This is a genomic window from Amycolatopsis sp. GA6-003, assembly GCF_046267895.1.
In the GTDB taxonomy this organism is placed as follows: domain Bacteria; phylum Actinomycetota; class Actinomycetes; order Mycobacteriales; family Pseudonocardiaceae; genus Amycolatopsis.
Genome location: NZ_CP176499.1, coordinates 6,261,041 through 6,284,449, shown reverse-complemented (window position 1 = coordinate 6,284,449; position 23,409 = coordinate 6,261,041). Strand labels below are relative to the sequence as shown.

The window sequence follows — 23,409 nt, the reverse complement described above, 5'->3', positions numbered from 1 at the left end:
TGCGAGACTGGACACGTGACCGGATTGCGCGAACGGAAGAAGCAGGCCACCCGCGTCGCGCTGCGCGAAGCAGCCCTGCGGCTGGCGATCGAGCACGGGCCGGCGAACGTCCGCGTCGACGACATCGCCGAGGCGGCCGGGGTCTCCCCGCGGACCTACAACAACTACTTCTCCAGCCGCGAGGAGGCGATCGTCGCCGCGGTCACCGCGGACCGGGAAAACCGGATCGCCGCCGCCGTCGCCGAGCGCTCGGCGGACACCCGGCTGGCCGAGGCGGTCATCGACGCGGTCGCGGAGCAGTACAACGATCCCGGGGAGCAGAGCCGCGACGCATTGCTGCTGATCACCACGAATCCCGGTCTGCGCACGGCATTTCTCGACACCCCGGCCGCACTGGAAGCCCCGTTGCAGGAGGTGATCGCGACCCGGGTCGGCGACCCGCGGACCGCCCGCGTGCTGGCCGCCTCGGTCGCGGCGGCGGTGCGGGTCGCGCTGGAGCAGTGGACGCAACCAGCGGGCACCAGCGGCCTGGTCGTGGTGTCCGGCTCACTGCCGGATCTGTTGCGCCAAACCCTCGAACCGCTCGTCCCCGCCCTCGACGCCGCGGAAGTGAGCTAGGCCGCGATCTCCTCGACGACATACGGGCACGACGTCGTCTAGGCCGAGCCAGTGAATCTCCACCCTTTCCGTGTTCAGCTCCGACATTCACTTCACAAGTTTGTGAAATCTGTGTACCTTCTGAACTATTCAGAGGGGGAAGGAGCGACGATGACCCGTCAGGCAGGACTCCCGCTCGAAAGGGGCGCGTGCCCGTTCGATCCGGTGCCGGCCCAGCGCACGCAAGCGCCGGTCGAGCCGTTGACGTATCCCGACGGCACCCAGGGCTGGCTCGTCACCGGATACCGGGAGGTGCGGGCGGTCCTTTCGGACAAACGGATGTCCGCCCGAGCGGAACTGGCGAAGGTTCCGCTCGACTTCGGCCCGCTGCCGCCGCCGAAACCGGCCGATCCGGGGGTGTTCAACGGGATGGACGACCCGGACCACCACCGCTACCGCAAGCTGCTGACCGGGGCGTTCACCGTGCACCGGATGCGCACGCTGGAGGACCGCGTCGCCGAGATCGTCGAGCACTACCTCGACGCGATGGCCGCCGCGGGAGGCCCGGTCGACCTGGTGGAAGCGTTCGCGCGGCCGGTGCCGTCCCTGGTGATCTGCGAGCTGCTCGGCGCGCCCTACGAACGCCGCGCCGAGTTCGACGGCTACACCACCACCATGTTCTCCAAGGACGTCCCGATCGCCGAGCGGATCGACGCCACCCAGGGCGTCGTCGCGTTCATCGCCGGGCAGATCGAGGAGAAGCGGGCGAATCCGGGCGACGATCTGCTGTCCGACCTGGTCCGCGGCGGCGAGCTGACCGACGAGGAACTCGCCAACATCGGCATGATGCTGCTGGTCGCCGGATTCGAGACGACCCGCAACATGATCGCGCTCGGCACGCTGGCGCTGCTGGAGAATCCGGAGCAGCTGGCGAAGTTCAAGGCCGATCCGGAGCTCACCGCGGGCACGGTCGAGGAACTGATGCGCTACCTCAGCGTGATCCACATCGGCCCGATCCGCACCGCGCTGGAGGACGTCGAACTCGGCGGCGTGACGATCAAGGCGGGCGATCCGGTCGTCACGTCGCTGCCGGTCGCCAACCGGGATCCGGAGAAGTTCCCGAACCCGGACGAGCTGGACGTCACGCGCAAGGCGACCGGGCAGCTCGCCTTCGGGCACGGCGTGCACCAATGCCTCGGGCAGCAGCTGGCGCGGGTCGAGCTGCGGATCGCGCTGTTCCGGCTGTTCGCGCGGTTCCCGGACCTGCGGCTCGCGGTGCCGTTCGCCGAGGTGGACCTGCCGCCCGACGCGTCGATCTACGGCCCGGTGCGGCTGCCGGTGACCTGGTAGCCGGGGTAGCCTGGCAGCGGCGGATCGAACACCGGAATCGAGGTTTTCCGCACTGTGCATGCGATTGGCGCTTTCACCTTCGTCTGGTTCGGGATGGTGCTCGCCATCTCGTTCCTGGAAGCCCCGCTGAAATTCCGCGCACCGGGGGTCACCATCCCCATCGGCCTCGGCATCGGCCGGATCGTGTTCCGGGCCTTGAACGTCGCCGAGGTTCTGCTCGCGGCGGGGGTGGTGATCACGGTGGTGGCCGGGCAGCCGAACACCGCGGTGACGGTGCTGGCAGCGGTGGCTGTGGTGGTGCTGATCGCGCAGCTGGGGGCGGTCCGTCCGGCGTTGAACCGGCGGACGGACCGCGTCCTCGCTGCTCCGGAGGGCGTGGAGCTGCCGCGCTCCCGGGCGCATTTCGTTTACGTCGGCACGGAAATCGTGAAGGTGCTGGTGTTGCTGGCGCTCGGAATCCTGACCGTGGCGGGTTAGCGTCGAGTTGGACTAACGTCCAACCAGCGCTGGGCCGAGGCGGAAGAACCCTCAAGGGCGCCATTCAGCGGGCGCCGGCGGAAAATGATGGTTGACTGCGAGGCATGACGGCAGAAGCGACGAGCGATCGGCGAACCAGGCAGCGACACGAACGCCGGGACCGGCTGTTCCAGGCGGCCGTGGAGCTGTTCGTGGAACGCGGCTACGACAACACCACGATGGAGGACATCGCCGAACGCGCCGACACCGCCCGCGCCACCGTGTTCAACCACTTCCAGCGCAAGACGGCGTTCCTGGACGAGTGGAGCCTGCGCCGGCGGGAACGCGCGATGAGCGCGGTGCGCGCCGAGAACCTGGAGGACCGGCCGCTGCGCGAGGTGCTCAGCCGGTACCTGATGGAACTGGCGCGCATCAGCCTCGACTCCCGAGCGGAAACCGTCGCCTGCATGGGCGCGGCGATCCACTCCACGAATGTGTTCGGCAATCCGGAACTGGCACGTCAGTTCGGCGTATTCGTCGCCCGGGCACAGGAGTCCGGCGAGATCCGGGCCGACATCGACCCGGCACAGGCCGGGCTGCTGCTCGCCACGGCGTATTTCGGGACGCTGAGTTCGTGGATCGAACGCGAGGCCGCGCCGTTCGATCTGCAGGAGCATTTGCTGAATGTGGTGGAGATGGTTTTTCGCGGGATCGCAGTGCGCTGACCTCGCCGGAACGCTGTTTTACCGCTTCGGCGACGCGGTAGGCCCGCTCACTCAGGAGACGGTGCCCGAAAACCCGGCGATCCCGGACAACAACTCGCCCATCTCGACCACCACCCGCGGTTCGCCGCCGTTCAGCGGCACCGCGGTAATCCGGCCGCCGAGGTCGGACACGTAAGCCACCTCGTCGTCCACTGCCAGGCCGATCGCCTCAGTGAATCCGCTTGCCAGAATCTCCGGTTCCGCGCCCTTCTCCCCCGGGCCGGGAATCGGTGCGCGGTTCAGCGTGTTGCCCTTCGGGGCCGCACCGCGGTCGGTCCAGTACAGATACCCGTCGTGGATTTCCAGGTCGATGGGCTCCGGCAGGTGTTCCCACAGGGTCTCGACGTCGGACCGGTCGCGGGCGCTCTCTCCCGGAGGAATCTCCAACCCGGCACGGAAAATCCGGCCGACACCGCCCTTTGACGGACCTTTCTGCGTCCAATACAGATGCGTCGCGTCCACAGTAACCCCAACGCATTCCTGCGTTCCGCTGTCATCCGGGTCGTTCACGATCAGGTCCGTGAGCCCAGTGCCGTCCGGACGCACCCGGGTCACCCGGCAGCCCTCGCGGTCGCTCCAGTACAGGAAACCGTTATAGGCCAACTGTTTTCCGGTGGTCAGAGTTCCATTCGGGACCACATCGCGCGCGCCGGTGCCGTCGAAGGAAACCGCGTGCAGACCGCCATTGCGCGCCGAGTAGTCGAGGCCCGCCTCGCCGGGCACCGACGGGTCGCGCGAGGGCATTCCCATGGTGGTCCAATAAACGGTCCCATCGGCGATGACTACGCCGTCCGGCGAGACACCGGCGTCTTTGTACAGCGGAGTGACCTGCCCGTCGGGAAGGCCGACGCGGTAAATCGTCCCGGTGCGGATGCCCAGCACTACGAGTTCGCTGAACATGTCACCTCCACTCTGGACGGTGCGATCCCCGGGGGATCAACGGATTCGTGTAATAGCCCGGAGTTTCCGACATCCGGATCTGTTCGGTGACCCCGCGGTAGCGGCCGAGCGGAGTGTCCGCGGTGAACGTTTCCGGGTCGAAGTACTCGTGCCCGGGAGCGACGCCGGCGACCTCCGCGGCGTAGCCCTTGTCGAAGATTCCCAGGCTCAGCAACCACAAGGCGACCCGGGTCAGCGAAACCTGCACTCGGTACGAACCGCCCCATTCCGCGCGGAGCATGAGTGCGCGCAGGATTCCCAATTGCAGGAACCACGACGTGATGTAGTCGTTCACCACCGGCACCGCGGGCAGCGACGGAACTCCGCCTTCGCCTTCCAGCAGCATCACGCCGGACAGACAACCAGCCGTCTGGTCGAAGCCGACGCGGCCGGACCACGGGCCGGTGCCCCCGTTGAGCGTCACCTCGGCGTGGATGATTCCGGGCCGGATCTCGGCGGCCGTTTCCGCGTCGAGACCGTGCCGGGCGAGGTATCCGGGGCGGCGGTTGGCGTAGAAGATGTCGGCCCCGGAAAGCAGCCAGTGCATTCGCTCCTGGTCCGCAGCACGCCGGAAGTCGAGCCGGGTGGAGCGAACGCCCACATTGGACGTCGCGTACAGCACCGGCAGTTCGTATTCGCCCGGATCCCACACGTTCAGCACGTCCGCGCCGTGCAGCGCCAGCGCCCGGCCGCAGCCGGCACCCGCGATGATGTGTGCCCGGCCCAGGGCGCGGATTCCTTCGAGCGGCGTGGAAGGGTTGGGGGCCAACGGTTCAGGCGGACTGTCGCCGATCCGCTCGACAATCACCGGCGGCATCGTCGACAGCACCGACTGGTACTGTTCGGTCGCCATCAGTTCTTCGGTCGTCCGCACCACCGGCATGATGACGCCCGCAGCCTCGGCAGCGTCCTCCAGTTCGAACGAGTTCCACTGCGCGATCGCCTGCTGCACCACGGCATCCCGCTCGGGAACGCCCAGCAGCGCGGCGGCGTCGTTGCGCAGCTTCGGGTACGGGCTGATCGGATGCACCCACCGACCGTCCGCGGTGGAGTAAAAGCGATCCGTGCCGAAGGCGGGATCGACGCGCGCCGGATCGCCTTGCGGGTAACCGTCGAGCAGTTCCCATTTCTTGTCGTAGAACGGGCACAGCCGGTGCGGCGCGGTCCGCAGGTCCATCGAAATGTCCTGCCCGCGTCCGCCGCGCAGCTGCCAGATCTTCGCCACCGCAACGGATTTCGCCGCCAACGCGATGGACGTCGCGCCTGCCAGCCGCAGCGCGCCCGGCAATACCGGGTCGGCTCCGGTGAATTCGATCCGGCCGCCGGCATCGGATTCCTGCAGGCCGACTGAGCCCAACAAATCAGCCAATGGCTGGTGCAGGTCGTATTCGTCGGTGGTGGCTGGTTTGGCGAGCGCGGCCTCGAGTTTCTCGGTGAGGCTCATTCCTTCTCCAGCGCGTCCAGCAGCGCGCGAGTACGGCTGTCTCGCGCCTCGACTCGTGCGGAATAAGTGTCCGCGGTGCCATAGGCCTGTTCGACCTCGTCGAGCACCGAATCGAGGTGCTCGCGGTCCGGACGGCCGATCTCGAATTTCATCTGCGAACCGACGTGGCTCACCAGGTGGCGGATCCCGTCCGGACCGCCGCCGAGGTGCATGCTCTCGAACGGCCCGATGGTCGCCCACCGCGGCCCGAGCGACGCCTTGACCAGCTCGTCCAGGTCCGCCGCGGACACGACGCCCTGCTGCACGAGGTACATCGCCTGGTCGTTGAAGACCTTCTGCAGCCGGTTCCCCACGAAACCGGGCACTTCCTTCTTCAGCGTGATCGGCTTCTTGCCCAGCCCGCGGTAGACCTCGACGGCCTTCGCCACGGTCTCCGCGGAGGTCGAACCGCCGGGCACCACCTCGACCAGCGGCATCAGTTCGGGCGGGTTGAACGGGTGCCCGATCACGATCCGCGAGGCCGCCGCGTTGCCCTCGGCGATCACCGAGGGCAACAGCGACGACGAGGAGGACGCCAGTACTACGTCGTCGCGCGTGGCGGCGGCGAGCGTCGCGAACATTTCCCGCTTCAGCTCGATCCGCTCCGGGCCCGACTCCTGCACGAAGTCGGCCCCTTCAGCGGCTTCCGCGAGGTCCGCGACTGCCGTGGCGGGCAGCCCGGCGAGGTCCCGGGAGACAATTTCCCGCAGGTCCGGACGCGGATCGGTGACCCGCACCGTCCAGCCCGCCTCGGCGAACAGCCGAGCCCACGACACTCCGATGACCCCAGCGCCGACGATCGCGACGACCGGCATGGCGCACTCCTTTCTCAGGCGGTGACCGCGTCCGCGTTGTTGAGCAGCGCGCTCGGCGGCGTCAGCAACGCGTCCGACGCTAGCGCGCGGCGCCGGGCCGCGCTCACTCCGCTGTAACTCTCCGTAATGGCGATGAGGCGCGCCGCGTGGTGCGCGACCTCCGATTCGTAAGTCATTCCGATGCCGCCGTGCAGCTGGACGATCTCCTCGGCGGTCGCGGTCGCCGCGTCGCACACGAACACGAACGCGTCGTCGGCCGCCGCCTCCAGATCCACTGTGGACGCACCGTTGTCGTACGCCTCGACCGTCGCGGTGGCCCACAGCGCCAGCGAACGAGCCAGCTCGACCTTCGCGTACAGGTCGGCGGCGCGGTGCACGAGCGCCTGGAACGCCGCCAGCGGAACCCCGAACTGCTTGCGGGTCTTGAGGTATTCGACAGTCATGGCGAGCCCGGTCTCCATCAGGCCGATCGCCTCGCCGGTCACCGCGACGCGAGCCCGCGAGAACGCGCGACGCAACGCGGCCGGCGCGTCGGAGTCCGCGGTGCCGAGCAGAACCGCTGGCGTACCAGCGAATTCGACCTGCGACGTGTGCCCCCAGTCCGCGGCGCGGCCGTCCACCCGGGTGATGCCTTCAGCGGTGGCCTCGACCAGGTACACCCCGGTGCGGCCGTTCTCGTCGACCGCGGTGACCAGGAACTTGTCGGCCTGGTCCGCGTTGCGCACCGGCGACTTCACGCCGGAGAGCGCGGAACCGGCCGCCGCGACCGACGGCGCGAGGCCCCACGGACGTCCCGGCTCGGAGTGCGCGACCGCGATCGTGGTCCCGCCGCTGGCCAGCAGCGGCAGCAGTTCCTTGGCCTGGTCGTCGGTGCCCAGCTCGGCGATGATCCACGCCGGCAGGAACACGCCGTCGAGCAGCGGTTCGGCCGCCGCGTGCTTGCCCATCGCCTCCAGCGTCGCGTAGACCTCGACCGGGCCCGCGCCCGCGCCGTCGTGGTCCGCGGAGATCGGGAGACCGGCCAGCCCCAGCTCGCCGAGGGTGTTCCAGACCTGGTCGTTCCAGCCGAGTTCGCTGCTCGTCGCGGCCGCGCGGCCGCCCGCCGGATAGCCGCGGCCGACCGCCGTGTCGACGGTCTCGAACAGCAGCTTCTGGTCTTCGTTGAATTCGAGGTTCATGAGTCGCCGTCCCTTACAGACCGAGGATCGTCTTCGCGATGACGCCGCGCTGGATTTCGTTGGAGCCGCCGAAAATCGACAGCTTCCGCTGGTTCAGGTACTGCGCCGCGGCGACCACCGCGGCCTCGTCGGCCCGCACCGGGGATTCGGTGTCCAGCAGCATGCCGTCGGAACCGGCCGCGCGCATGCGCAGCTTCGTGAGCGCCTGCAGGGCCTGCGTGCCCTCCATCTTGAGCAGCGACGACACCGGGCTCGGCTGGCCGTTTTCCGAAGCGGCGGTGACCCGCATCTGGGTCGCCTCCAGCGCGAGCAGCGTGGTCTTCGCGGTGTGCATCGCGGCGCGGAATTCCGCGTCGTCGGCGAGCGGACCGTCCTCAGTGGGCAGTTCCGCGGCCGCGGCGGCGAGGTCGGCGAAAATCCGCTGCCCGGTGCCGACCTGGGCGATGCCGTTGCGCTCGTTGCCGAGCAGGAACTTCGCGTACGTCCAGCCCTTGTTCTCCTCGCCGACCAGGTTCTCCGCCGGGATCACCACGTTGTCGAAGAAGAACTCGTTGACCTCGGCGGACCCGTCGACCAGCTTGATCGGACGGCGCTCGATGCCCGGCGTGTTCAGGTCCAGCAGCAGGAACGACAGGCCCTGCTGCTTGCGCGGCGCGTCCGGGTTGGTCCGCGCGAGCACGAACATCCAGTCGCCGTACTGGCCGAGCGTGGTCCAGGTCTTCTGTCCATTGAGGACGTAGTGGTCGCCTTCGAGGCGCGCGGTGGTGCGCAGCCCGGCGAGGTCCGAACCGGCCTCCGGCTCGGAGAAGCCCTGCGACCACCAGATGTCGAGATTCGCGGTGGCCGGGAGGAACTTCTTCTTCTGTTCCTCGCTGCCGAACTCGGCGATGATCGGGCCGACCATGCTCGCGTTGAACGCGAGCGGCTGCGGAACCGCGTTGCGCTGCAGTTCGGAGGCGTAGATGTGGGACTGGGTCGGAGTCCAATCGCGACCGCCCCATTCGACCGGCCAGTGCGGCACCGCCAGGCCGTGCTCGTTCAGGATCCGCTGACTCGTGACGATGTCGTCGCGCGTGATCAGGCCGAGCGCGCTGCGCTTGCGGATTTCTTCCGGAATCGCGCCGAGGAACACCTCCCGCAATCCGTCCCGGAACGCGAGGTCCTCTTTAGACAGTTCGAGATCCATCGATCAAACCCCTTCAGTGGTGCGTACGGCTCCGACGACTTCGGCGGTGCTCGCTCCGGCGCGTTCGGCGTGCCTGCGGAACCCGGCCGGGGTCCGCGAGAAATGCAGCGGGCTTTCCACGACGCGGATCGTGCCCTCGGTCGGGTGTTCCCGCTCGGTGATCAGCCCTACTTCCTGAACGTACGGGTCGGTCGGCAGGTCGGCGATGTCGACGACGACGGCGTACGGAACGTCGTGGGCGGTCAGGTACTCCTCCCACTCCGCGGTGGTGCGGCTGGTGGAGTTGGCGAGCACCTTCTCCACCCCCGCGGTGAAAATCTCCCGGTCGATCACCGGGGAGTCCCAGGCCGGATCGGCCGCGGCGTCTTCGAGGCCGGCGCCGATCAGCAGCGTCCGCACGGCCTCGTTGGTGTAGGGCACCGCGGCGATCGCGCCGCCGTCGGCCGTGCGCATGGCCGCGTGCGTGTCGCTGAGCGAAAGCGGGTTGCCGACGTCGCCGGCGGCCGGGACGAAAACGTCGCCCGCCAGGTGCTCGACCAGGTTGACCGCGATCATCGCGTCCGCCATCGCCAGTTCGACCTGCTGGCCCTTGCCGGTGCGCTGCTGGTCGAAAAGCGCGGCCAGCACGCCGCTGAGCAGGTACAGCGCGGCGGTCTTGTCGGCGATGAAGGTCGGGACGAACTGCAGCGTGCCGCCCGCCCGGTCCTGCAGGCTGACCAGGCCGGACGTGGCCTGGATGACCTCGTCGTAGGCGGGCCGGTTGGCGCGCGACGAGCCGGGCGCGAAGCCCTGCGCGTGGGCGTAGACGAGGCGGGGGAAGCGGTCGCGCAACTGCTCGTAGCCGAGGCCGAGCCGGTCGAGGGCGGCGGCGCGCATGTTGGTGACGAGGACGTCGGCGTCGGCGAGCAGGGCGAAGAGGCCTTCGCGGCCGGCCGGGTCCTTGAGGTCGAGTTCGATACTGCGTTTGTTCTGGTTGACCTGCATGTACAGCGGGGCCATCCCGGGCGTGCGGCCGGTGTTGGCCGGCGAGTGCCGGGCGACGTCGCGCAGCGGTTCGACCCGGATCACGTCGGCGCCGAAGTCGCCGAGGATCTGCGTGGCGTACGGGCCCATCACCGCGGACGACAGGTCGAGCACCTTCACTCCGGAGAGCGGTCCGGTGGCTTCGTCAGGCATCTTCGCGGTCCTCCCGTTGACGATCTTTGGCTTCACCACTGACGCTAAGCGCTTGCTCACCAGAAGGGAATGACCGAGTGCATCAGATCGGTATGACCACGGTGATAACACCGTGGGTACGCTGCGCGGTGTGGAGATCCACCACCTGCGGTACTTCCTCGCGGTCGCGCGCGAGCTGAACTTCACCCGCGCCGCGCGGTCGCTGAACATGTCCGTGCCCCCGCTCAGCCAGCGCATTCGCGACCTCGAACGCGAGCTGGGCGAGCCGCTGTTCGACCGCTCCACCCACCACACGCGACTGTCCGAGGCGGGCGAGGCGCTGCTGCCGCTCGCCGAAGCGGTCGTTTCGGGCTTCGACGCCATTCCGGCCCGGATGCGCACCCGCGACCAGCGCGCCGACGTCCGGCTCGCCATCCCGGACGTGCTCAACCCCGCGCACCGCCGCCAGCTCAGCGAATCGATCCGCGCGCTCGACGGCTCCTACCGGTTCACCCTGCGGCAGATGCCGTCGCTCGAGATGGAATCGGCCCTGCTCAGCAGCTCGATCGACCTCGCCGTGTCGCATCTGGGCACTTCCGACGACCGGCTGTCCACCATCGTCCTGTACCGCGAACCGCTCGGCGCCGTGGTGGACGCGTCCCGCTTCCCCGGCCGCACCTCGCTTACCCTCGCCGACCTGCGCGGATTCCAGTACCTGCAGGGGCCACGGCACTGGGATCTCGGCTCCCGGCGCGCCGAGCAGCTCGCCGCCAAGGGCGTGCTGGTCGATCCGGAGGCACAGTTCTCCGACGTCAGCGGGCTGTTGATCTTCTTGCGCAGCACCAAGAGCTTCACCCTCGCGCCGGTCGAATCCGCGACCGCGCTGGCGCTGGACCCCAACGAATGCGCGGTCCTGCCAATCGACGACCTGGTCGCCACGCTGACCACGTTCCTGCTCCGGCGCACCGCCGACGCCCGGCTGGATCCGGTGGTCGAGGTGCTGCGGCACGCCCGCGTCCCCGACTGACCTCCGCTGATGCCCTGACCTGCGGGTTCACCCCATCGGGAGAACTTTACATTTACTCTGCTCTTGTCAATCATCGTGTACATGTCTTACCTTTGTGTAAAGCCAGCCAACGGAGGAGGGCGCGATGAGCGAGATGACCGGCACAGTGCCGCTGGGGTCGACCGAACGCTGGACCGACAAGAAGCGGTACCTGTGGCTGATCGGACTGGTCGTGCCGTCGCTCGCGTTCCTCGCGATCGGCCTGCACGCCGCGACCGGCTGGGGCGTCTGGTTCTGGATCGGGCCGATCGTGATCCTGGCGATCGTGCCCGCGATCGACCTGGTCGCCGGCCTCGACCGGAGCAATCCGCCGGACGACGTGATCGAACGGCTCGAACAGGACCGGTACTACCGGTGGATCACCTACCTGTTCCTGCCGATCCAGTACGTCGGGTTCGTCTTCGCGTTCTGGCTGATCGCGCGCGGCGGACTGTCCGTTGTGGACAAAATCGGACTGGCGATCTCGATCGGCTGCATCGGTGGGATCGGCATCAACACCGCGCACGAACTGGGCCACAAGAAGGAAAGCCACGAGCGCTGGCTGTCGAAAATCGCGCTGGCGCAAAGCTTCTACGGGCACTTCTACATCGAGCACAACCGCGGGCACCACGTACGCGTCGCGACTCCGGAGGACCCGGCGTCGAGCCGCGTCGGCGAAAGCTTCTACCGGTTCTGGCCGCGCACCGTGTTCGGTTCGCTGAAATCCGCGTGGGGGCTGGAGCGCAAGCGTTACGCCCGCCGGAACAAGCATCCGTTCCGGATCGGCAACGACGTGCTCAACGCGTGGCTGATGTCCGCCGTCCTGTGGGTCGCGATGGTGGCGTGGCTCGGCGTCGGAATCCTGCCGTACCTGGCGATCCAGGCGGTGATCGGGTTCTCGCTGCTGGAAGTCGTGAACTACATGGAGCATTACGGGATGCTGCGGCAGAAGGTCGGGCCGCCGGAGCGCCGCCGGTACGAGCGCGTGGATCCCAGCCACAGCTGGAATTCCAACAACATCGCGACCAACGTGCTGCTGTATCACCTGCAGCGGCACAGCGATCACCACGCCAACCCGACGCGCCGCTACCAGACCCTGCGCGACTTCGCCGAATCTCCGGTGCTGCCGACCGGGTACGCCGGGATGATCGTGCTCGCGCTGTTCCCGCCGCTGTGGCGGCGCGTGATGGACCAGCGGGTGCTCAACCACTTCGACGGCGACATCAGCCGGGCGAACATCCAGCCCTCGAAGCGGGACAAAGTCCTTGCCCGGTATGGCACTTCCGCCCCGGCACCGGTGGCCGTACTGGACGACGTGCGCGGTGACGCCAGCGAGGGCGGGATGTGCCCCGGGTGCGGATACGTCTACGACGAGCAGCGCGGCGACCCGCGCGAAGGCTTCCCGGCCGGTACGCCGTGGTCGTCCATTCCGGACAACTGGTGTTGTCCTGACTGCGGCGTAAGGGAAAAGGTCGACTTCGTTGCTCCCGGAAGGATGAGTGTGTGATGCGGATCGAAGCGGATTTGCACAAGTGCGACGGACTGGGCATGTGTGAAGCGATGGCACCGGACTTCTTCGAGGTGGGCGACGAGGGCACGGTCGTCGTGCTCGACGAGAGCCCCGGCGAGGAGCACCGGACCGACCTCGCCGCTGCGGTCGACGCCTGCCCGGTGCTCGCGTTGAAACTGGTCTCATGACGCTCGCGGTGGTCGGCGCGTCGCTGGCGGGACTGCGAGCGGTCGAATCGGCGCGGCGGACCGGATACGACGGCCGGATCGTGCTGATCGGCGCGGAGGAGCATCTGCCCTATGATCGGCCGCCGCTGTCGAAGGGATTCCTCGCGGCGGACGGACCGGCTGCGGTGGAACCGTGTCTCCACGCGGACGACCTGCGCGAACTCGGTGTCGAACTCCGGCTGGGCACTCCCGCGACCGGGCTCGACCCGATCGCGCGGGAGATCCACCTCGGCGACTCTGTGGTCCCATACGACGCCGCTGTCATCGCGACCGGAGCCGCCGCCCGAGTTCTTCCCGGAACCGCGGAGATCTCCGGCATTCACTCGCTGCGCACCGCGGACGACGCACTCGCGATCCGGTCCGCTTTGGACAGTGGTGCTAGGACAGTCGTCATCGGTGCCGGTTTCATCGGCTCGGAAGTCGCCTCCGCCGCCCGCAAACGCGGGTTGCCAGTATCCATTGTGGAAACCTTGGACACGCCCCTGGTGCGTGCGATCGGCCCCGAGGTCGGGGAGGTCTGCGCGGATCTGCACCGTGCGGCAGGCACCGAGCTCCGGCTGGGCACCAGGGTCACCGGCTTCGCGACGAAAGACGGCGCGGTGACCGGCGTCCAGCTGTCGACCGGTGAAACCCTCCCGGCTGACCTGGTCGTCGCGGGAATCGGCGCGGTCCCGGCCACCGATTGGCTGCGCGACAGCGGACTCCTGCTGCACGAACGCGACGGCGGCATCGTCTGCGACGGCACCCTCGCCGCCGCGCACGGCGTCTACGCGGCCGGCGATGTAGCGCACGTGGCGAACACGCTGTTCGACGGCGAGCTGATGCGGCTGGAACACTGGACGAACGCGGCCGAGCAGGGTGCGGCCGCGGCTCGGCACGCGCTGGACCCCGCGAGCGCACGGATGTTCAGCGCCGTGCCGTACTTCTGGTCCGATTGGTACTCGCACCGCATCCAGTTCGTCGGGACCCCGCGCGCGGACGAGGTAGTCGTCGCGGTCCCGGCCGAGCACGGCTTCACCGCGCTGTACCGGCGCGGCGATCGGCTCGTCGGCGCGTTCACCATCGACCGGCCGCGCGACATCATGAAGTACCGCAAGCGGATCGCCGCGCGGTCGCCGTGGTCCGAGGCGGTCGCCTTCGCGCTGGAAACGGCCGCCTAGAATGACGGTCATGAGCGTGCTTCCGGTGCCCGCGGGCGGCCAGTACCGGCAGCCCATCATCACCGCCGCCATCGAACTCACCGCGAAATCCGGCTGGTCGGCGGTCACCATGGCCCGGCTCGCCGAGCTGGTCGGGGTGAGCAGGCAGACCGTCTACAACGAGATCGGCTCGAAAACCGCGCTCGCCGAGGCGATGATCTCGCACGAACTGCGCCGGTTCCTCGCCGTCGTGAGCACCGCGTTCGACCGGAATCCGGACGACCTGGTCGAGGCGATCTACGACGCCGTCCGCTCGGTCCTCGAACTGGCCGACGACAACATCCTGCTGCGCGCCATCGCCTCCGCGACCCACGGCACCGACACCGAATTCCTCCCGCTGCTGACCACCCGCGCTGGCACCCTGCTCACCGAAGCGAAAGCCGTCCTGCGCGGCCGGGTCCACAGCTACGCGCCGCCGCTCGACGAAGGCCAGCTCACCGTGGTCATGGACCTGATCGTGCGCACCGTGCTCAGCCATGTGATGCAGCCGTCGGGCACGCCCGCCGAAACCGCCGACGGCCTGGCCTGGGTCGCCGCTCGCGTGCTCGGCACCGCCCCGAGGGCATCAATGCGCACGCGCTCGTAACCAAGCCGTGCGGTTCGCGACCCGAGGGTGAACCGGGAACGACTTTCCGCACTCGCCCACGCCCGGCATCCCACCGCGGCGGCGCGCCTGCAGGGAAGCCGAAATCTTCGGTGACCTGCCGACCCTGCCCGAACTCCTCGACCAGGAGTCATCCGACCCACGACCACCTGAGCACCCGCGCCGCGGCTACCGGCACTCATTCGGGTTCGCCCGCGTCGTGCCGCGCTTGACAAAACTTCTTGTCAATGCGACGTTCGGACCCGACCTCAACCTGCGAAAGGGCAGTCCGATGACCGACCTCGTCCCGTTCCTGATGTTCCAGAAGCGCGACGCCGCCGAGGCGATGGCGTTCTACACCTCGCTCTTTCCCGGCGACTCCGTGCTGTCCGAGGAGCGTTACGGCGCCGACGGCCCCGGTCCGGAGGGAACGATCGTGATGGCCGAGTTCACCGTCGCCGGGCAGCGGGTGCGGTGCAGCGACAGCTTCATCAAGCACGGCTTCGACTTCACGCCCTCGACCTCGCTGTTCGTCACCGTCGACTCGACCGACGAACTCAAGCGGGTCTACGAAGCGCTCGGCGAGGGCGGCGGGACGCTGATGCCGCTGGACGACTACGGCTTCGGCCCGTTCGCCTGGGTCAACGACCGGTGGGGCGTGTCGTGGCAGTTGAGCGCCAAGGGTTGAGAGCAATTACCGGCGCTATTGACCCCGCGCCAGATATTGCGGGCAAAACTGCGGACGGGTGAACCCCGGACGGGTTAAGCGGGGATATTCCGGCACCGCTATGGTGGGCATTGGGAGGTTGGCGATCAGCCTGAGGGGGGCCGATACCTCATCCCGGGGCCAGCCGCTTGACCTGCGGTAGTCACGCTGTGCGGGTCAACGGCTGGCTCTGTTCAGTACTGCGGAATCAACAGTCACGGCCACGGGAAACCACGATTTCCGGCACCGAAACCCCGGTGTCGGAAGAATCGTGGCGTGCTCTAGGAAGCTCGGTTCCGGTACAGCCACCACACGTCCCGTCCGAATGACCAGCTCAGTGTCGTCACCGCGATCCCGGCCAAGGCCACCGGCGCGACTCCGGCCGCGGCGGCGGTCAGGGCGATTCCCTGCAGAGCCGCCACTGCCTTCCGGGCCTTGCTCGGGCGCAGCGGGGCCCGGAGCCAGGGCCACAGTCGCGCCGCGGCGACGAACGCGTAGCGCATCAGGCCGATCGCCAGGACCCACGGGCCGGCCGTCGTGGCGACCAGGACGCTCAGCACGAGGATCAGGAAGGCGTCCGCTTCCATGTCGAACCGGGCGCCCAGCGCGGAGACGGTTCCGGTGCGGCGGGCGACGTAGCCGTCGAGTGCGTCCAGGGCCAGCGCGACCCCGGCGAGAGGGACGAGCAGGGTCAGCGGCGGGTGCCCGCCCAGGCGGTCGGCGACCAGGGCGGTCACGCTGCCGATCAGGGCCGCTCGGGCGAGGGTCACCTGGTCGGCCGGACCCAGCCGGTACCCCCGGATCCGCCAGGCGCCCTGGGTGAGCAGCACCAGCAGGCCGAGCAGGTAGGCCACGCCGGCCGCCCATCCGGCGGGGCCGAGGCCGGCCGTCGCCGTCAGCAGGGTGAGCAGCGCGAGTTGCGCCAGCAGCGCGGGGGCCTGCTGGACGACGGTTGAACCCAGCTCGGCCGGGGTTCGTGTACAGGTGGAGACAGTCATTTCTCCTCGATCCGGCAGCAACGGAGGACAACCTTGACACGGGCGGCGCAGGCCTTCTGGTTCACTTCGGCCGAGGGCGGGGAGCTCCGATCGGCCGAACTGGCTGCTCCACAAGCCGACGAAGTGCTGGTCCGGACGCGATTTTCGGCGCTGAGCCGCGGCACCGAAAGCCTGGTGCTGCGCGGCGGGGTGCCGGCGAGCCAACAGGAGGCCATGCGCGCGCCGTATCAGGAGGGCGACTTTCCGTGGCCAGTCAAGTACGGCTACCTGAACGTCGGCGAGGTCCTTTCCGGACCGCCGGAGCTGACCGGCCGCACGGTGTTCTGCCTCTATCCGCATCAGACCGAGTACGTCGTGCCCGCCTCGGCGGTCACCGTGGTTCCCGATGACGTTCCCGCCGCGCGGGCGGTGCTCGCCGGGACTGTCGAGACCGCGGTGAACGCGCTCTGGGACGCGGCGCCGCTGGTCGGCGACCGGATCGCGGTGGTCGGGGCGGGGATGGTCGGCTGCAGTGTCGCGCGGCTGCTGTCCCGGTTTCCCGGCGTGGACGTCCAGCTCGTCGACCCCGATCCGGACCGCGCGGAGGTCGCCGAGGCGTTCGGCATCCGTTACGCCACCCCGGAAACCGCTAGCGGCGACCTCGATCTCGTCGTGCACGCCAGCGCGACCGACGCCGGGCTCGCGCGCTCGCTGGAACTGCTCGGCCACGAGGGCACGGTGGTCGAGCTGAGCTGGTACGGCGATCGTCAGGTGTCGGTGCCGCTCGGCGAGAACTTCCACTCGAGGCGGCTCACCGTGCGCGGCAGCCAGGTCGGCACCGTCTCGCCGGCGCGCGCGGCTCGGCGCGGGTACGGCGACCGGATGGCGCTGGCGTTGCGGCTGCTCGCGGACCCGGCGTTCGACGCGCTGATCACCGGCGAATCCGCCTTCGCCGAATTGCCGGACGTCGCGGCTCGATTAGCGAACGGAACCCTGCGCGGACTGGCGCATCGGATCACCTACCGGTAAAGGAGAAACGCGTTGTTCAGTGTCACCGTGCGCGATCACATCATGGTCGCCCACAGTTTCCGCGGCGAGGTTTTCGGCCCGGCGCAGCGTTTGCACGGCGCGACGTTCGTGGTCGACGCGACGTTCCGGCGGTCCGAATTGGACTCGGACAACATCGTCGTCGACATCGGGCTCGCCACCCAGCAGCTCGGCGCGGTGCTCGCCGACCTGAACTACCGCAACCTGGACGACGAACCCGATTTCGCCGGGATCAACACGTCGACCGAATACCTCGCCAAGGTGATCGCCGACCGGCTCGCGGACCGGATCCACGCCGGGGAACTCGGCGAGAACGCGCGCGGGCTGGCGCAGATTTCGGTGACCCTGCACGAATCCCATGCCGCTTCGGCCGGATACGAGCGTTCCTTGTGACCACAGTGGACTCTTCCGGATACGCACCGGAATGGCTGCGGCTCCGGGAACCAGCCGACTCGGCGGCCCGGGCGGCCGATCTGGTCGCCCTGCTCCCGGCCAGTCCGGCGGTCATCCGGGATCTCGGCTGCGGCACCGGAGCGATGGGACGCTGGCTGAGCTGCCGTCTTCCGAAACCGCAGCGGTGGATTCTGCACGACCAGGACCCGCGGTTGCTGGAGATCGCCGCCCGCGGTCTGCCGGTGGAGATCGACGTCGAGACGGAACAAGCCGACGTGACCCGACTGAACCTGACCGGAACTTCTTTGGTGACAGCTTCCGCTTTGCTGGATCTCCTTACCCAGGAAGAAATCCAGCGCCTAGTGAAGTCCTGTGTGGACGCGCGAAGCCCAGCGTTGTTCACGTTGTCCGTGACCGGCTCGGCTCAGCTCGCCCCACCGGACCCGCAAGACGAAGCGCTCAACAATGCCTTCAACGCCCACCAACGCCGGGGCGGGAAGCTAGGCCCGGACGCCGCCGCCTTCACCGCGGCGGAGTTTGAAAAACACGGCTGGACTGTCCACTCCAGACCGTCCCCGTGGCGGCTCGGCCCGGAGCACCGCGACCTCATCGACACCTGGTACCGCGGATTCATCGCCGCGGCCCGAGAACAAGAGCCCGGCCTGGCAGTGCCCGAAGACCGGCAACTCACCGAAGTCACCGTGCACCACCAGGATCTACTCGCTCTCCCCTGATTCCCGGCGCGCCCGGGCCCGGCGTTTGCCCTCGTGCATCGCCGCGACCCGGGCGACCGGGATCGTCCGGCCCTCGGCCACGAGATCCGCCGGAAGTTCCTGCGGTTCCGGCAGTTCCTCCGCCCACGGATCCGCGCTGCCCAGCAGCTCCACCGCGGTCTTCACGGTGAAATCCGCCGGTTTGACGTGGTCCGCGTCCGCCCAGCGGACCGGGAACGACACCGGCGCGCCCGGCCGGATCCGCGGGCTGTACACCGCCGCCACCGTAGCCCCGCCCGCCCGGGTCGAATCGAGAAACACCTTGCCGTGCCGGTCTTCCCGGATGAACGCCGTGGTCGCCAGCTGCGGATCGATCCGTTCCGCCCGCGCGCCGACCGCCCGGGTCGCCGCCGCCACGTCCTCAAAGGACAGCCCGGGCACCAGCGGCACGAACACGTGCACGCCCTTCGACCCGCTGGTCTTCAACGCACCGGCGAGCCCCACGTCGGCCAACGCCTGGCGCACCAGCCGCGCCGCTTCCACCGCGACGCGGAAATCCGCGCCCTCGGGCGGGTCGAGGTCCATGATCAGGTCGGTCTGGCCGATCGGATCCACCCGGGTCAGCGCCGGATGCAGTTCGACCGCGCGCTGATTGCCGAACCACAGCAGCGTCCGGCGGTCGTTGCACAGGCCGTAAGTGACTGTCCGCTGTGAACTCTCCGCCCACAGTTTCGCCCGCGGCACCCATTCCGGCGTGTACTTCGGCAGGTTTTTCTGCATGAACGCGTCCTGCCCACGCAGCACCCGCATCACCGACAGCGGACGGTCGCGCAGCACCGGCAGCAATCGGTCCGAAACGGCGTCGAAGTAATCGACGAGGTCGCGCTTCGTCACCCCGGCGTCGACGAACAGCTCCTGGTCGAGGTTGGTCAGGGAAACCCCTTCGCGCACCTCATCCGGTTTGGCCATACGCCAACCCTTGCCGACCGCGGCAGTCCGGTCAACCACTTAGACGAGCGGTTTCCCCCTGCGCAACCGTCGCCGGAAGTCCGCGAGGCACGCGTCATAGGGGAAACGCCGCACGCGCACCGGAAGCGGTTCGACCATTCGGCCGATTCCGCGCATCAGCCGATCGAACCGGCGCTGGTCCGCCGCCGACCACGGCAGCCGCATCTGCTCGCGAAACACCTCCGGCAGGAATCCGGTCGTCACGAAGCGGTGGAACCGTCCGAAGAGGAACGAGAACGGCCTCGGCAGGAATTCCAGGTTCGCGATGGCGGTGAGGTATTCGCGGAGCCGGTCGTCGATGTCCACCCGGGCCAGTCCGTCCGCCCAGTACGCGGCGAAATCCTCCGGCCAGTCTTCCGGACGCACCTGCAGCGTCGTGCCCAGCACCGCGGCCTCGGCGTACCACGATTCCGGGGCGGGCCGGCCGAGAAACGCGCGATGCACGTCCTCGACGCCATGGGCCAGGCAGGCGGCGACCCACAGCTGCAGCTCCCGGTCGAAGGCGCGGTACCGCACCGGACTCGCCTCGGTCGAGAACACCTGCGCGTGTACCGAGTTCACCGCCCGCCGGTACGCCGCCCGGTCGGCGTCGGTGCCCAGCACGGCGACCGCGAGATAGGTGACGGTGGTGCGCGTGCGTTTCAGCGGATGCTTGAAGAGGTTCCCCGAATCGACGCGGCTTTCCAGCACGCCGTACCCGACCTCGGGCCGGCCCAGCTGCATGATCACGTTCGCGCCGCCCGCGAGCAGGCTGACGCCGAGCACGCCGTCTTGGAGCACCCGTCCAGGGGAACGCCTCAGTTGACACGTTGTCAAGAGCCCTCAGGCACGCACGACCCGCACGTCCGAAACCTCCAGCAGCCCGTCCAGGTGCACCCGCGCCCGCGTCTGCGCCGGATCGACGACCAGCCCGTCCCGCCGGACCAGGTCGAGAATGCGTTCCGCGAGCGGCAGCACCATATGCCGTCCCCAGCAGCGCTCGTTGCCGTGCCCGAACGGGAGGTAGCCGGGGTGGGTGTCCGGATCGAGCGAGGCCCAGCGGCTCGGCCGGAACTCGTCCGGCGCGTCCCACAGTTCCGGGTCGCGATGGCTGAGCAGCGGCAGCAGCAGGACGTCGTCGCCCGGGCCGATCCGGGCGTCCACCTCGGCGAACTCCGGTGAACGCACGCGCAGGATGTTCCACGACGGCGGCAGCAGGCGCAGAGCTTCGTTGAGCACGTACTCGGTGGGCACGTCGTCGTCCAGCGGCGAGCTGAGCCACAGGGCGTTCGTGACCAGTGCGGCGACGGTGAAGCAGACCGGTCCGGCCACGCGCCGGTAGAGGTACATCGCGAACCGGCGCTGCTCGTAGCTGTCCGCCTCCAGCACCATCCGCGCCAAAGTGGACAGAGCGACCTCGGGCGCGGGCCGTCCCCAGAGCGCGGCTCCGGCGGCGACCGCCGCCCAGGTGATCTTCGGGGTCAGCTCGAGCCGGCGGTCGACGAGGACCCGGAACCGCCGCTGTTCGCGGCCGAACACCAGGTCCCGCAGGTAGTTGTGCGGTACGGCGGGCCAGGTTCCGGTGAGGTCGGCGTCGCCGAGCGGCTTCTTGAGCGCGGCGCGCACGTCCGCGCCGACCGCCCGCATCAGCGCCGACGATTCCGGCCGCGTGACGACCCGGCCGCGCACCGGCTTGAACGTCGGCCGCTCCTCGGCGTTCGCCGGCCGGCTGCGCAGCAGCGCGTCCATCAGCTCGGCCCCGGCGACTCCGACGGTGTCCGGTTCCAGCCGAAAGAAGGAAGTCCCCCGATAACGGTCGAACAGTTCTTGAAGACGCGGCGCGAATACCACCTGCCGCACTTTGTTCCGTTCAGCGGGAATGGTCACGCACAACTCCTCTTCAGCGGGACAACCGGCCGGTTCCGGGGAATTCCGGAACCGGCCGGTACCGTTTATCGGGACGGTCAGATCCAGCCGTACCAGGCATAAGACTTCAGGCTCTTGCTCGGAAGGGCCTTGCGCACGAGACGAACAAGCTTCACGGAAATACCTCCGTCTTCTCGGGACTTCGACCGCACTCGCGGCCGCTGCCGACAGTACGACGAATTCCCGCGAATACGCGGCAAGATAACCTGAACGGCCCACTGCGGCGGATATGTTCGGGAGCGGCGGGTCGGCGTTTCGGGAATTCCATCCGGAATTACTTGGCGAATCCGGGACGGCGTCGGTATCCTTCGCCGCTCGCTAAAGCACCGACCGGGCGAACTCGATGAGCACGCGAGCCGCGGGTCCGGCCGGGCCGTCGGACCGCCACGCCAGCGCCAGCTGCCCGCGCAGCTCCGGCCGCAGCCGCAGGGTGTGCGACTCCTCGGCGTAGTAGCGAGCCAGCGATTCCGGGACCAGCGCCACGCCGAGACCGCGGATCGCGAGCTTGGCCAGCACGTTCGGGTCGCTCGCCTCGATCGTCACGCGCGAGTGCAGCCCGGCCGCGGCGAACCCGCGGTCCAGCACGCCGCGCATGCCGGTGCCCTTCGGCAGGCAGATCAGCGACCGTTCGGCCAGCTCAGCCAGGGTGAGCGAGGCCCGGTCGGCGAATTCGTCGCGCAGCGAGGTGACCGCGACCAGCTCCTCGTCGAGCACGATCTGCGCGGTCAGCCCGGCGGGCACGCCGTCAGCAAGGCCGATCACCGCGGCGTCTAGCCGTCCCTCGCGCAACGCCTCGACCATCTGGTCGGAATTCGCTTCGCTGAGCGTGATTTCCACGCCCGGATAGCGTTCCGCGAACTCGGCGAGGAACTCCGGCAGCTCCACCGGTCCGAGCGAGGTCACCATCCCCATCGCTACCTGGCCGCGCACCAGTCCCTCGTGCTCCGCGACCGTCTCGCGCACCGCCGCCACCGCCGCGAGCGCGGCCCGAGCGTGCGGCAGCGCGGCCTCGCCGACGCCGGTGAGCCGGACCGTGCGCCCGGACCGGTCGAACAACGGCTGCCCCAGCTCGCGTTCCAACCGCCGGATCTGCGCGCTGACCCCGGGCTGCGCGACGTGCATCCGGGCCGCCGCGCGCGTGAAGTTGGCTTCCTCCGCGACCGCGACGAAGTACTCGAGCTGATGCAGTTCCATAACCAGTAATTCTAGCCACAGGAACTACTATCTCTTGGACTTATCGACGTCGGCCTAGCACGCTTAAGGCATGCAGACGTTCACCCCTGACCACACCGGTTACCGCGAAGAGATCGCCGGGTTCCAGACCGGCATCACCTCCACCCCGCAGCTGGTCGTCGCCGCCACCAGCGCGGACGACGTCGCCGCCGCGGTCCGGCTCGCGGCCGAGCGCGACCTGCCGGTTTCCGTGCAGGCCACCGGGCACGGGCTGCGCGCACCGGCCGAAGGCGTGCTGATCTCGACCCGCCGGATGACCGGCGTGACCATCGACCCGGACCGGGCCGTGGCCCGCGTCGAAGCCGGCACCACCTGGGGCAGCGTCATCACCGCCGCCGCGGAACACGGGCTCGCGCCGCTGAGCGGTTCGTCCCCGGCGTCGGCGTGGTGGGCTACACCCTCGGCGGCGGATTCGGCCTCCTCGGCCGGCACTTCGGCCTGGCCGCCGACCGCGTTCGCTCCGCCGAGATCGTCCGGCCCGACGGCACGCGCACGACCGGTCCGATCGACGCCGGCATCGTGACCTCGCTGGAGTTCGAACTGGTGCCGGTGACCACGCTGTACGGCGGCGGACTGTACTTCGACACCGCCAAGATCCCGGACGTCCTGCGCACCTGGCGCGACTGGACCGCCGACCTGCCGGACACCGTCGGCACCTCGGTCGCGATGGTGCCCTACCCGGATCTGCCGATGGTGCCGGAACCGTTGCGGGGCAAGCACATCGCCCACATTCGCGTGGCCTACCTCGGCACCGGCGGCGACGAACTCGTCGCCCCGCTGCGCGCCCTCGGCCCGCTGCAGGACACGCTGACCACGATGCCGTTCACCGATTCCGGCCAGATCGCCGCGGAACCGCCGCACCCGCACTCGTACCTCGGCGACAACCGCGTGCTGCCGGTGCTCCGGGACGACGTGCTGAGCACCGTGCTCGACCACGCCG

Annotated in this window: 26 protein-coding genes; 14 read left to right on the top strand and 12 right to left on the bottom strand. The window is 68.9% G+C overall.

From position 1 onward, the window contains the following. Positions 1–15: 15 nt before the first annotated feature. The 4 genes from F9C12_RS28590 (at position 16) to F9C12_RS28575 (ending at position 3,128) form a co-directional block, all read left to right on the top strand. Positions 16–618, top strand: a complete 603-nt coding sequence (locus F9C12_RS28590; protein WP_409462408.1) for a TetR/AcrR family transcriptional regulator — start codon at positions 16–18, stop codon at positions 616–618. A 150-nt stretch (positions 619–768) separates the two neighbouring features. Continuing rightward, entirely contained in the window at positions 769–1,947 is a 1,179-nt protein-coding gene (locus tag F9C12_RS28585) for a cytochrome P450 (protein WP_409462407.1), read from the top strand. Between the two features lie 93 nt (positions 1,948–2,040). After that, positions 2,041–2,424 carry a hypothetical protein gene (locus F9C12_RS28580; protein WP_409467089.1) on the top strand — a complete coding sequence of 128 codons (384 nt, stop codon included), beginning with the start codon at positions 2,041–2,043 and terminating at the stop codon, positions 2,422–2,424. 104 nt (positions 2,425–2,528) lie between these two features. Beyond that, positions 2,529–3,128: a TetR/AcrR family transcriptional regulator gene (locus tag F9C12_RS28575; RefSeq protein WP_409462406.1), complete on the top strand. Its 600-nt coding sequence runs from the start codon at positions 2,529–2,531 to the stop codon at positions 3,126–3,128. Between the two features lie 51 nt (positions 3,129–3,179). Here the strand turns inward: F9C12_RS28575 and F9C12_RS28570 are convergent, their stop codons facing one another. The 6 genes from F9C12_RS28570 to F9C12_RS28545 are packed head-to-tail and all read right to left on the bottom strand — an operon-like array spanning position 3,180 to position 9,944. Beyond that, on the bottom strand, positions 3,180–4,067 hold the full coding sequence (locus F9C12_RS28570; RefSeq protein ID WP_409462405.1) for a hypothetical protein: 888 nt from the start codon (positions 4,065–4,067) through the stop codon (positions 3,180–3,182). Between the two features lies 1 nt (position 4,068). Continuing rightward, complete coding sequence (locus F9C12_RS28565; protein WP_409462404.1) at positions 4,069–5,550, bottom strand: CoA transferase; 1,482 nt, start codon at positions 5,548–5,550, stop codon at positions 4,069–4,071. Next, positions 5,547–6,404: a 3-hydroxyacyl-CoA dehydrogenase NAD-binding domain-containing protein gene (locus F9C12_RS28560; RefSeq protein WP_409184860.1), complete on the bottom strand. Its 858-nt coding sequence runs from the start codon at positions 6,402–6,404 to the stop codon at positions 5,547–5,549. The genes F9C12_RS28565 and F9C12_RS28560 overlap by 4 nt, the downstream gene beginning before the upstream one ends. A gap of 14 nt (positions 6,405–6,418) precedes the next feature. After that, on the bottom strand, positions 6,419–7,582 hold the full coding sequence (locus tag F9C12_RS28555) for an acyl-CoA dehydrogenase family protein (RefSeq protein WP_409462403.1): 1,164 nt from the start codon (positions 7,580–7,582) through the stop codon (positions 6,419–6,421). A gap of 13 nt (positions 7,583–7,595) precedes the next feature. Continuing rightward, positions 7,596–8,768: an acyl-CoA dehydrogenase family protein gene (locus F9C12_RS28550; protein ID WP_409184858.1), complete on the bottom strand. Its 1,173-nt coding sequence runs from the start codon at positions 8,766–8,768 to the stop codon at positions 7,596–7,598. Between the two features lie 3 nt (positions 8,769–8,771). Then, on the bottom strand, positions 8,772–9,944 hold the full coding sequence (locus F9C12_RS28545; RefSeq protein WP_409462402.1) for a CaiB/BaiF CoA transferase family protein: 1,173 nt from the start codon (positions 9,942–9,944) through the stop codon (positions 8,772–8,774). 130 nt (positions 9,945–10,074) lie between these two features. On the opposite strand from F9C12_RS28545, the gene F9C12_RS28540 reads away from it, so the two are divergent. The 6 genes from F9C12_RS28540 (at position 10,075) to F9C12_RS28515 (ending at position 15,175) form a co-directional block, all read left to right on the top strand. After that, positions 10,075–10,950 carry a LysR family transcriptional regulator gene (locus tag F9C12_RS28540; RefSeq protein WP_409462401.1) on the top strand — a complete coding sequence of 292 codons (876 nt, stop codon included), beginning with the start codon at positions 10,075–10,077 and terminating at the stop codon, positions 10,948–10,950. Between the two features lie 124 nt (positions 10,951–11,074). Next, the gene (locus F9C12_RS28535) at positions 11,075–12,475 is read left to right on the top strand and encodes a fatty acid desaturase (RefSeq protein WP_409462400.1); all 1,401 of its coding nucleotides are present in this window, start codon (positions 11,075–11,077) and stop codon (positions 12,473–12,475) included. Next, positions 12,475–12,666 carry a ferredoxin gene (locus F9C12_RS28530; protein WP_409184854.1) on the top strand — a complete coding sequence of 64 codons (192 nt, stop codon included), beginning with the start codon at positions 12,475–12,477 and terminating at the stop codon, positions 12,664–12,666. The genes F9C12_RS28535 and F9C12_RS28530 overlap by 1 nt, the downstream gene beginning before the upstream one ends. Continuing rightward, a complete protein-coding gene (locus tag F9C12_RS28525; RefSeq protein WP_409462399.1) occupies positions 12,663–13,865 on the top strand; it encodes an NAD(P)/FAD-dependent oxidoreductase in 1,203 nt (400 codons plus the stop codon). The genes F9C12_RS28530 and F9C12_RS28525 overlap by 4 nt, the downstream gene beginning before the upstream one ends. 1 nt (position 13,866) lies before the next feature. Next, the gene (locus F9C12_RS28520) at positions 13,867–14,490 is read left to right on the top strand and encodes a TetR family transcriptional regulator (RefSeq protein WP_409184852.1); all 624 of its coding nucleotides are present in this window, start codon (positions 13,867–13,869) and stop codon (positions 14,488–14,490) included. A gap of 289 nt (positions 14,491–14,779) precedes the next feature. Further along, positions 14,780–15,175, top strand: a complete 396-nt coding sequence (locus F9C12_RS28515; RefSeq protein WP_409462398.1) for a VOC family protein — start codon at positions 14,780–14,782, stop codon at positions 15,173–15,175. Positions 15,176–15,474: 299 nt separating this feature from the next. Here the strand turns inward: F9C12_RS28515 and F9C12_RS28510 are convergent, their stop codons facing one another. Next, a complete protein-coding gene (locus F9C12_RS28510) occupies positions 15,475–16,191 on the bottom strand; it encodes a CDP-alcohol phosphatidyltransferase family protein (RefSeq protein WP_409462397.1) in 717 nt (238 codons plus the stop codon). Between the two features lie 33 nt (positions 16,192–16,224). Between F9C12_RS28510 and F9C12_RS28505 the strand changes: the two genes are divergently transcribed. The 3 genes from F9C12_RS28505 to F9C12_RS28495 are packed head-to-tail and all read left to right on the top strand — an operon-like array spanning position 16,225 to position 18,344. Continuing rightward, positions 16,225–17,199: a zinc-dependent alcohol dehydrogenase gene (locus F9C12_RS28505; RefSeq protein ID WP_409462396.1), complete on the top strand. Its 975-nt coding sequence runs from the start codon at positions 16,225–16,227 to the stop codon at positions 17,197–17,199. A 12-nt stretch (positions 17,200–17,211) separates the two neighbouring features. Beyond that, positions 17,212–17,610 carry a 6-pyruvoyl trahydropterin synthase family protein gene (locus F9C12_RS28500; RefSeq protein ID WP_037811036.1) on the top strand — a complete coding sequence of 133 codons (399 nt, stop codon included), beginning with the start codon at positions 17,212–17,214 and terminating at the stop codon, positions 17,608–17,610. Beyond that, entirely contained in the window at positions 17,607–18,344 is a 738-nt protein-coding gene (locus F9C12_RS28495) for a class I SAM-dependent methyltransferase (RefSeq protein ID WP_409462395.1), read from the top strand. Before F9C12_RS28500 ends, F9C12_RS28495 begins: the two co-directional genes overlap by 4 nt. Here F9C12_RS28495 and F9C12_RS28490 read toward each other — a convergent pair. The 5 genes from F9C12_RS28490 to F9C12_RS28470 form a co-directional block, all read right to left on the bottom strand. Beyond that, positions 18,327–19,292 (bottom strand): DNA polymerase domain-containing protein, encoded by a 966-nt coding sequence (locus F9C12_RS28490; RefSeq protein ID WP_409462394.1) that lies wholly within the window; start codon positions 19,290–19,292, stop codon positions 18,327–18,329. The genes F9C12_RS28495 and F9C12_RS28490 overlap by 18 nt on opposite strands. Positions 19,293–19,331: 39 nt before the next feature. Continuing rightward, positions 19,332–20,111: an oxygenase MpaB family protein gene (locus F9C12_RS28485; protein WP_409184846.1), complete on the bottom strand. Its 780-nt coding sequence runs from the start codon at positions 20,109–20,111 to the stop codon at positions 19,332–19,334. A gap of 42 nt (positions 20,112–20,153) precedes the next feature. Further along, positions 20,154–21,197 (bottom strand): cytochrome P450, encoded by a 1,044-nt coding sequence (locus tag F9C12_RS28480; RefSeq protein WP_409462393.1) that lies wholly within the window; start codon positions 21,195–21,197, stop codon positions 20,154–20,156. 77 nt (positions 21,198–21,274) lie between these two features. Next, positions 21,275–21,352 (bottom strand): tryptorubin family RiPP precursor, encoded by a 78-nt coding sequence (locus F9C12_RS28475; RefSeq protein ID WP_350539724.1) that lies wholly within the window; start codon positions 21,350–21,352, stop codon positions 21,275–21,277. 202 nt (positions 21,353–21,554) lie between these two features. Further along, complete coding sequence (locus F9C12_RS28470) at positions 21,555–22,430, bottom strand: LysR family transcriptional regulator (protein ID WP_409184844.1); 876 nt, start codon at positions 22,428–22,430, stop codon at positions 21,555–21,557. Positions 22,431–22,500: 70 nt separating this feature from the next. Here F9C12_RS28470 and F9C12_RS28465 point away from each other — a divergent pair, with 70 nt between their 5' ends. Next, positions 22,501–22,992 carry an FAD-binding oxidoreductase gene (locus F9C12_RS28465; protein WP_409462392.1) on the top strand — a complete coding sequence of 164 codons (492 nt, stop codon included), beginning with the start codon at positions 22,501–22,503 and terminating at the stop codon, positions 22,990–22,992. Positions 22,993–23,409: the final 417 nt, after the last annotated feature.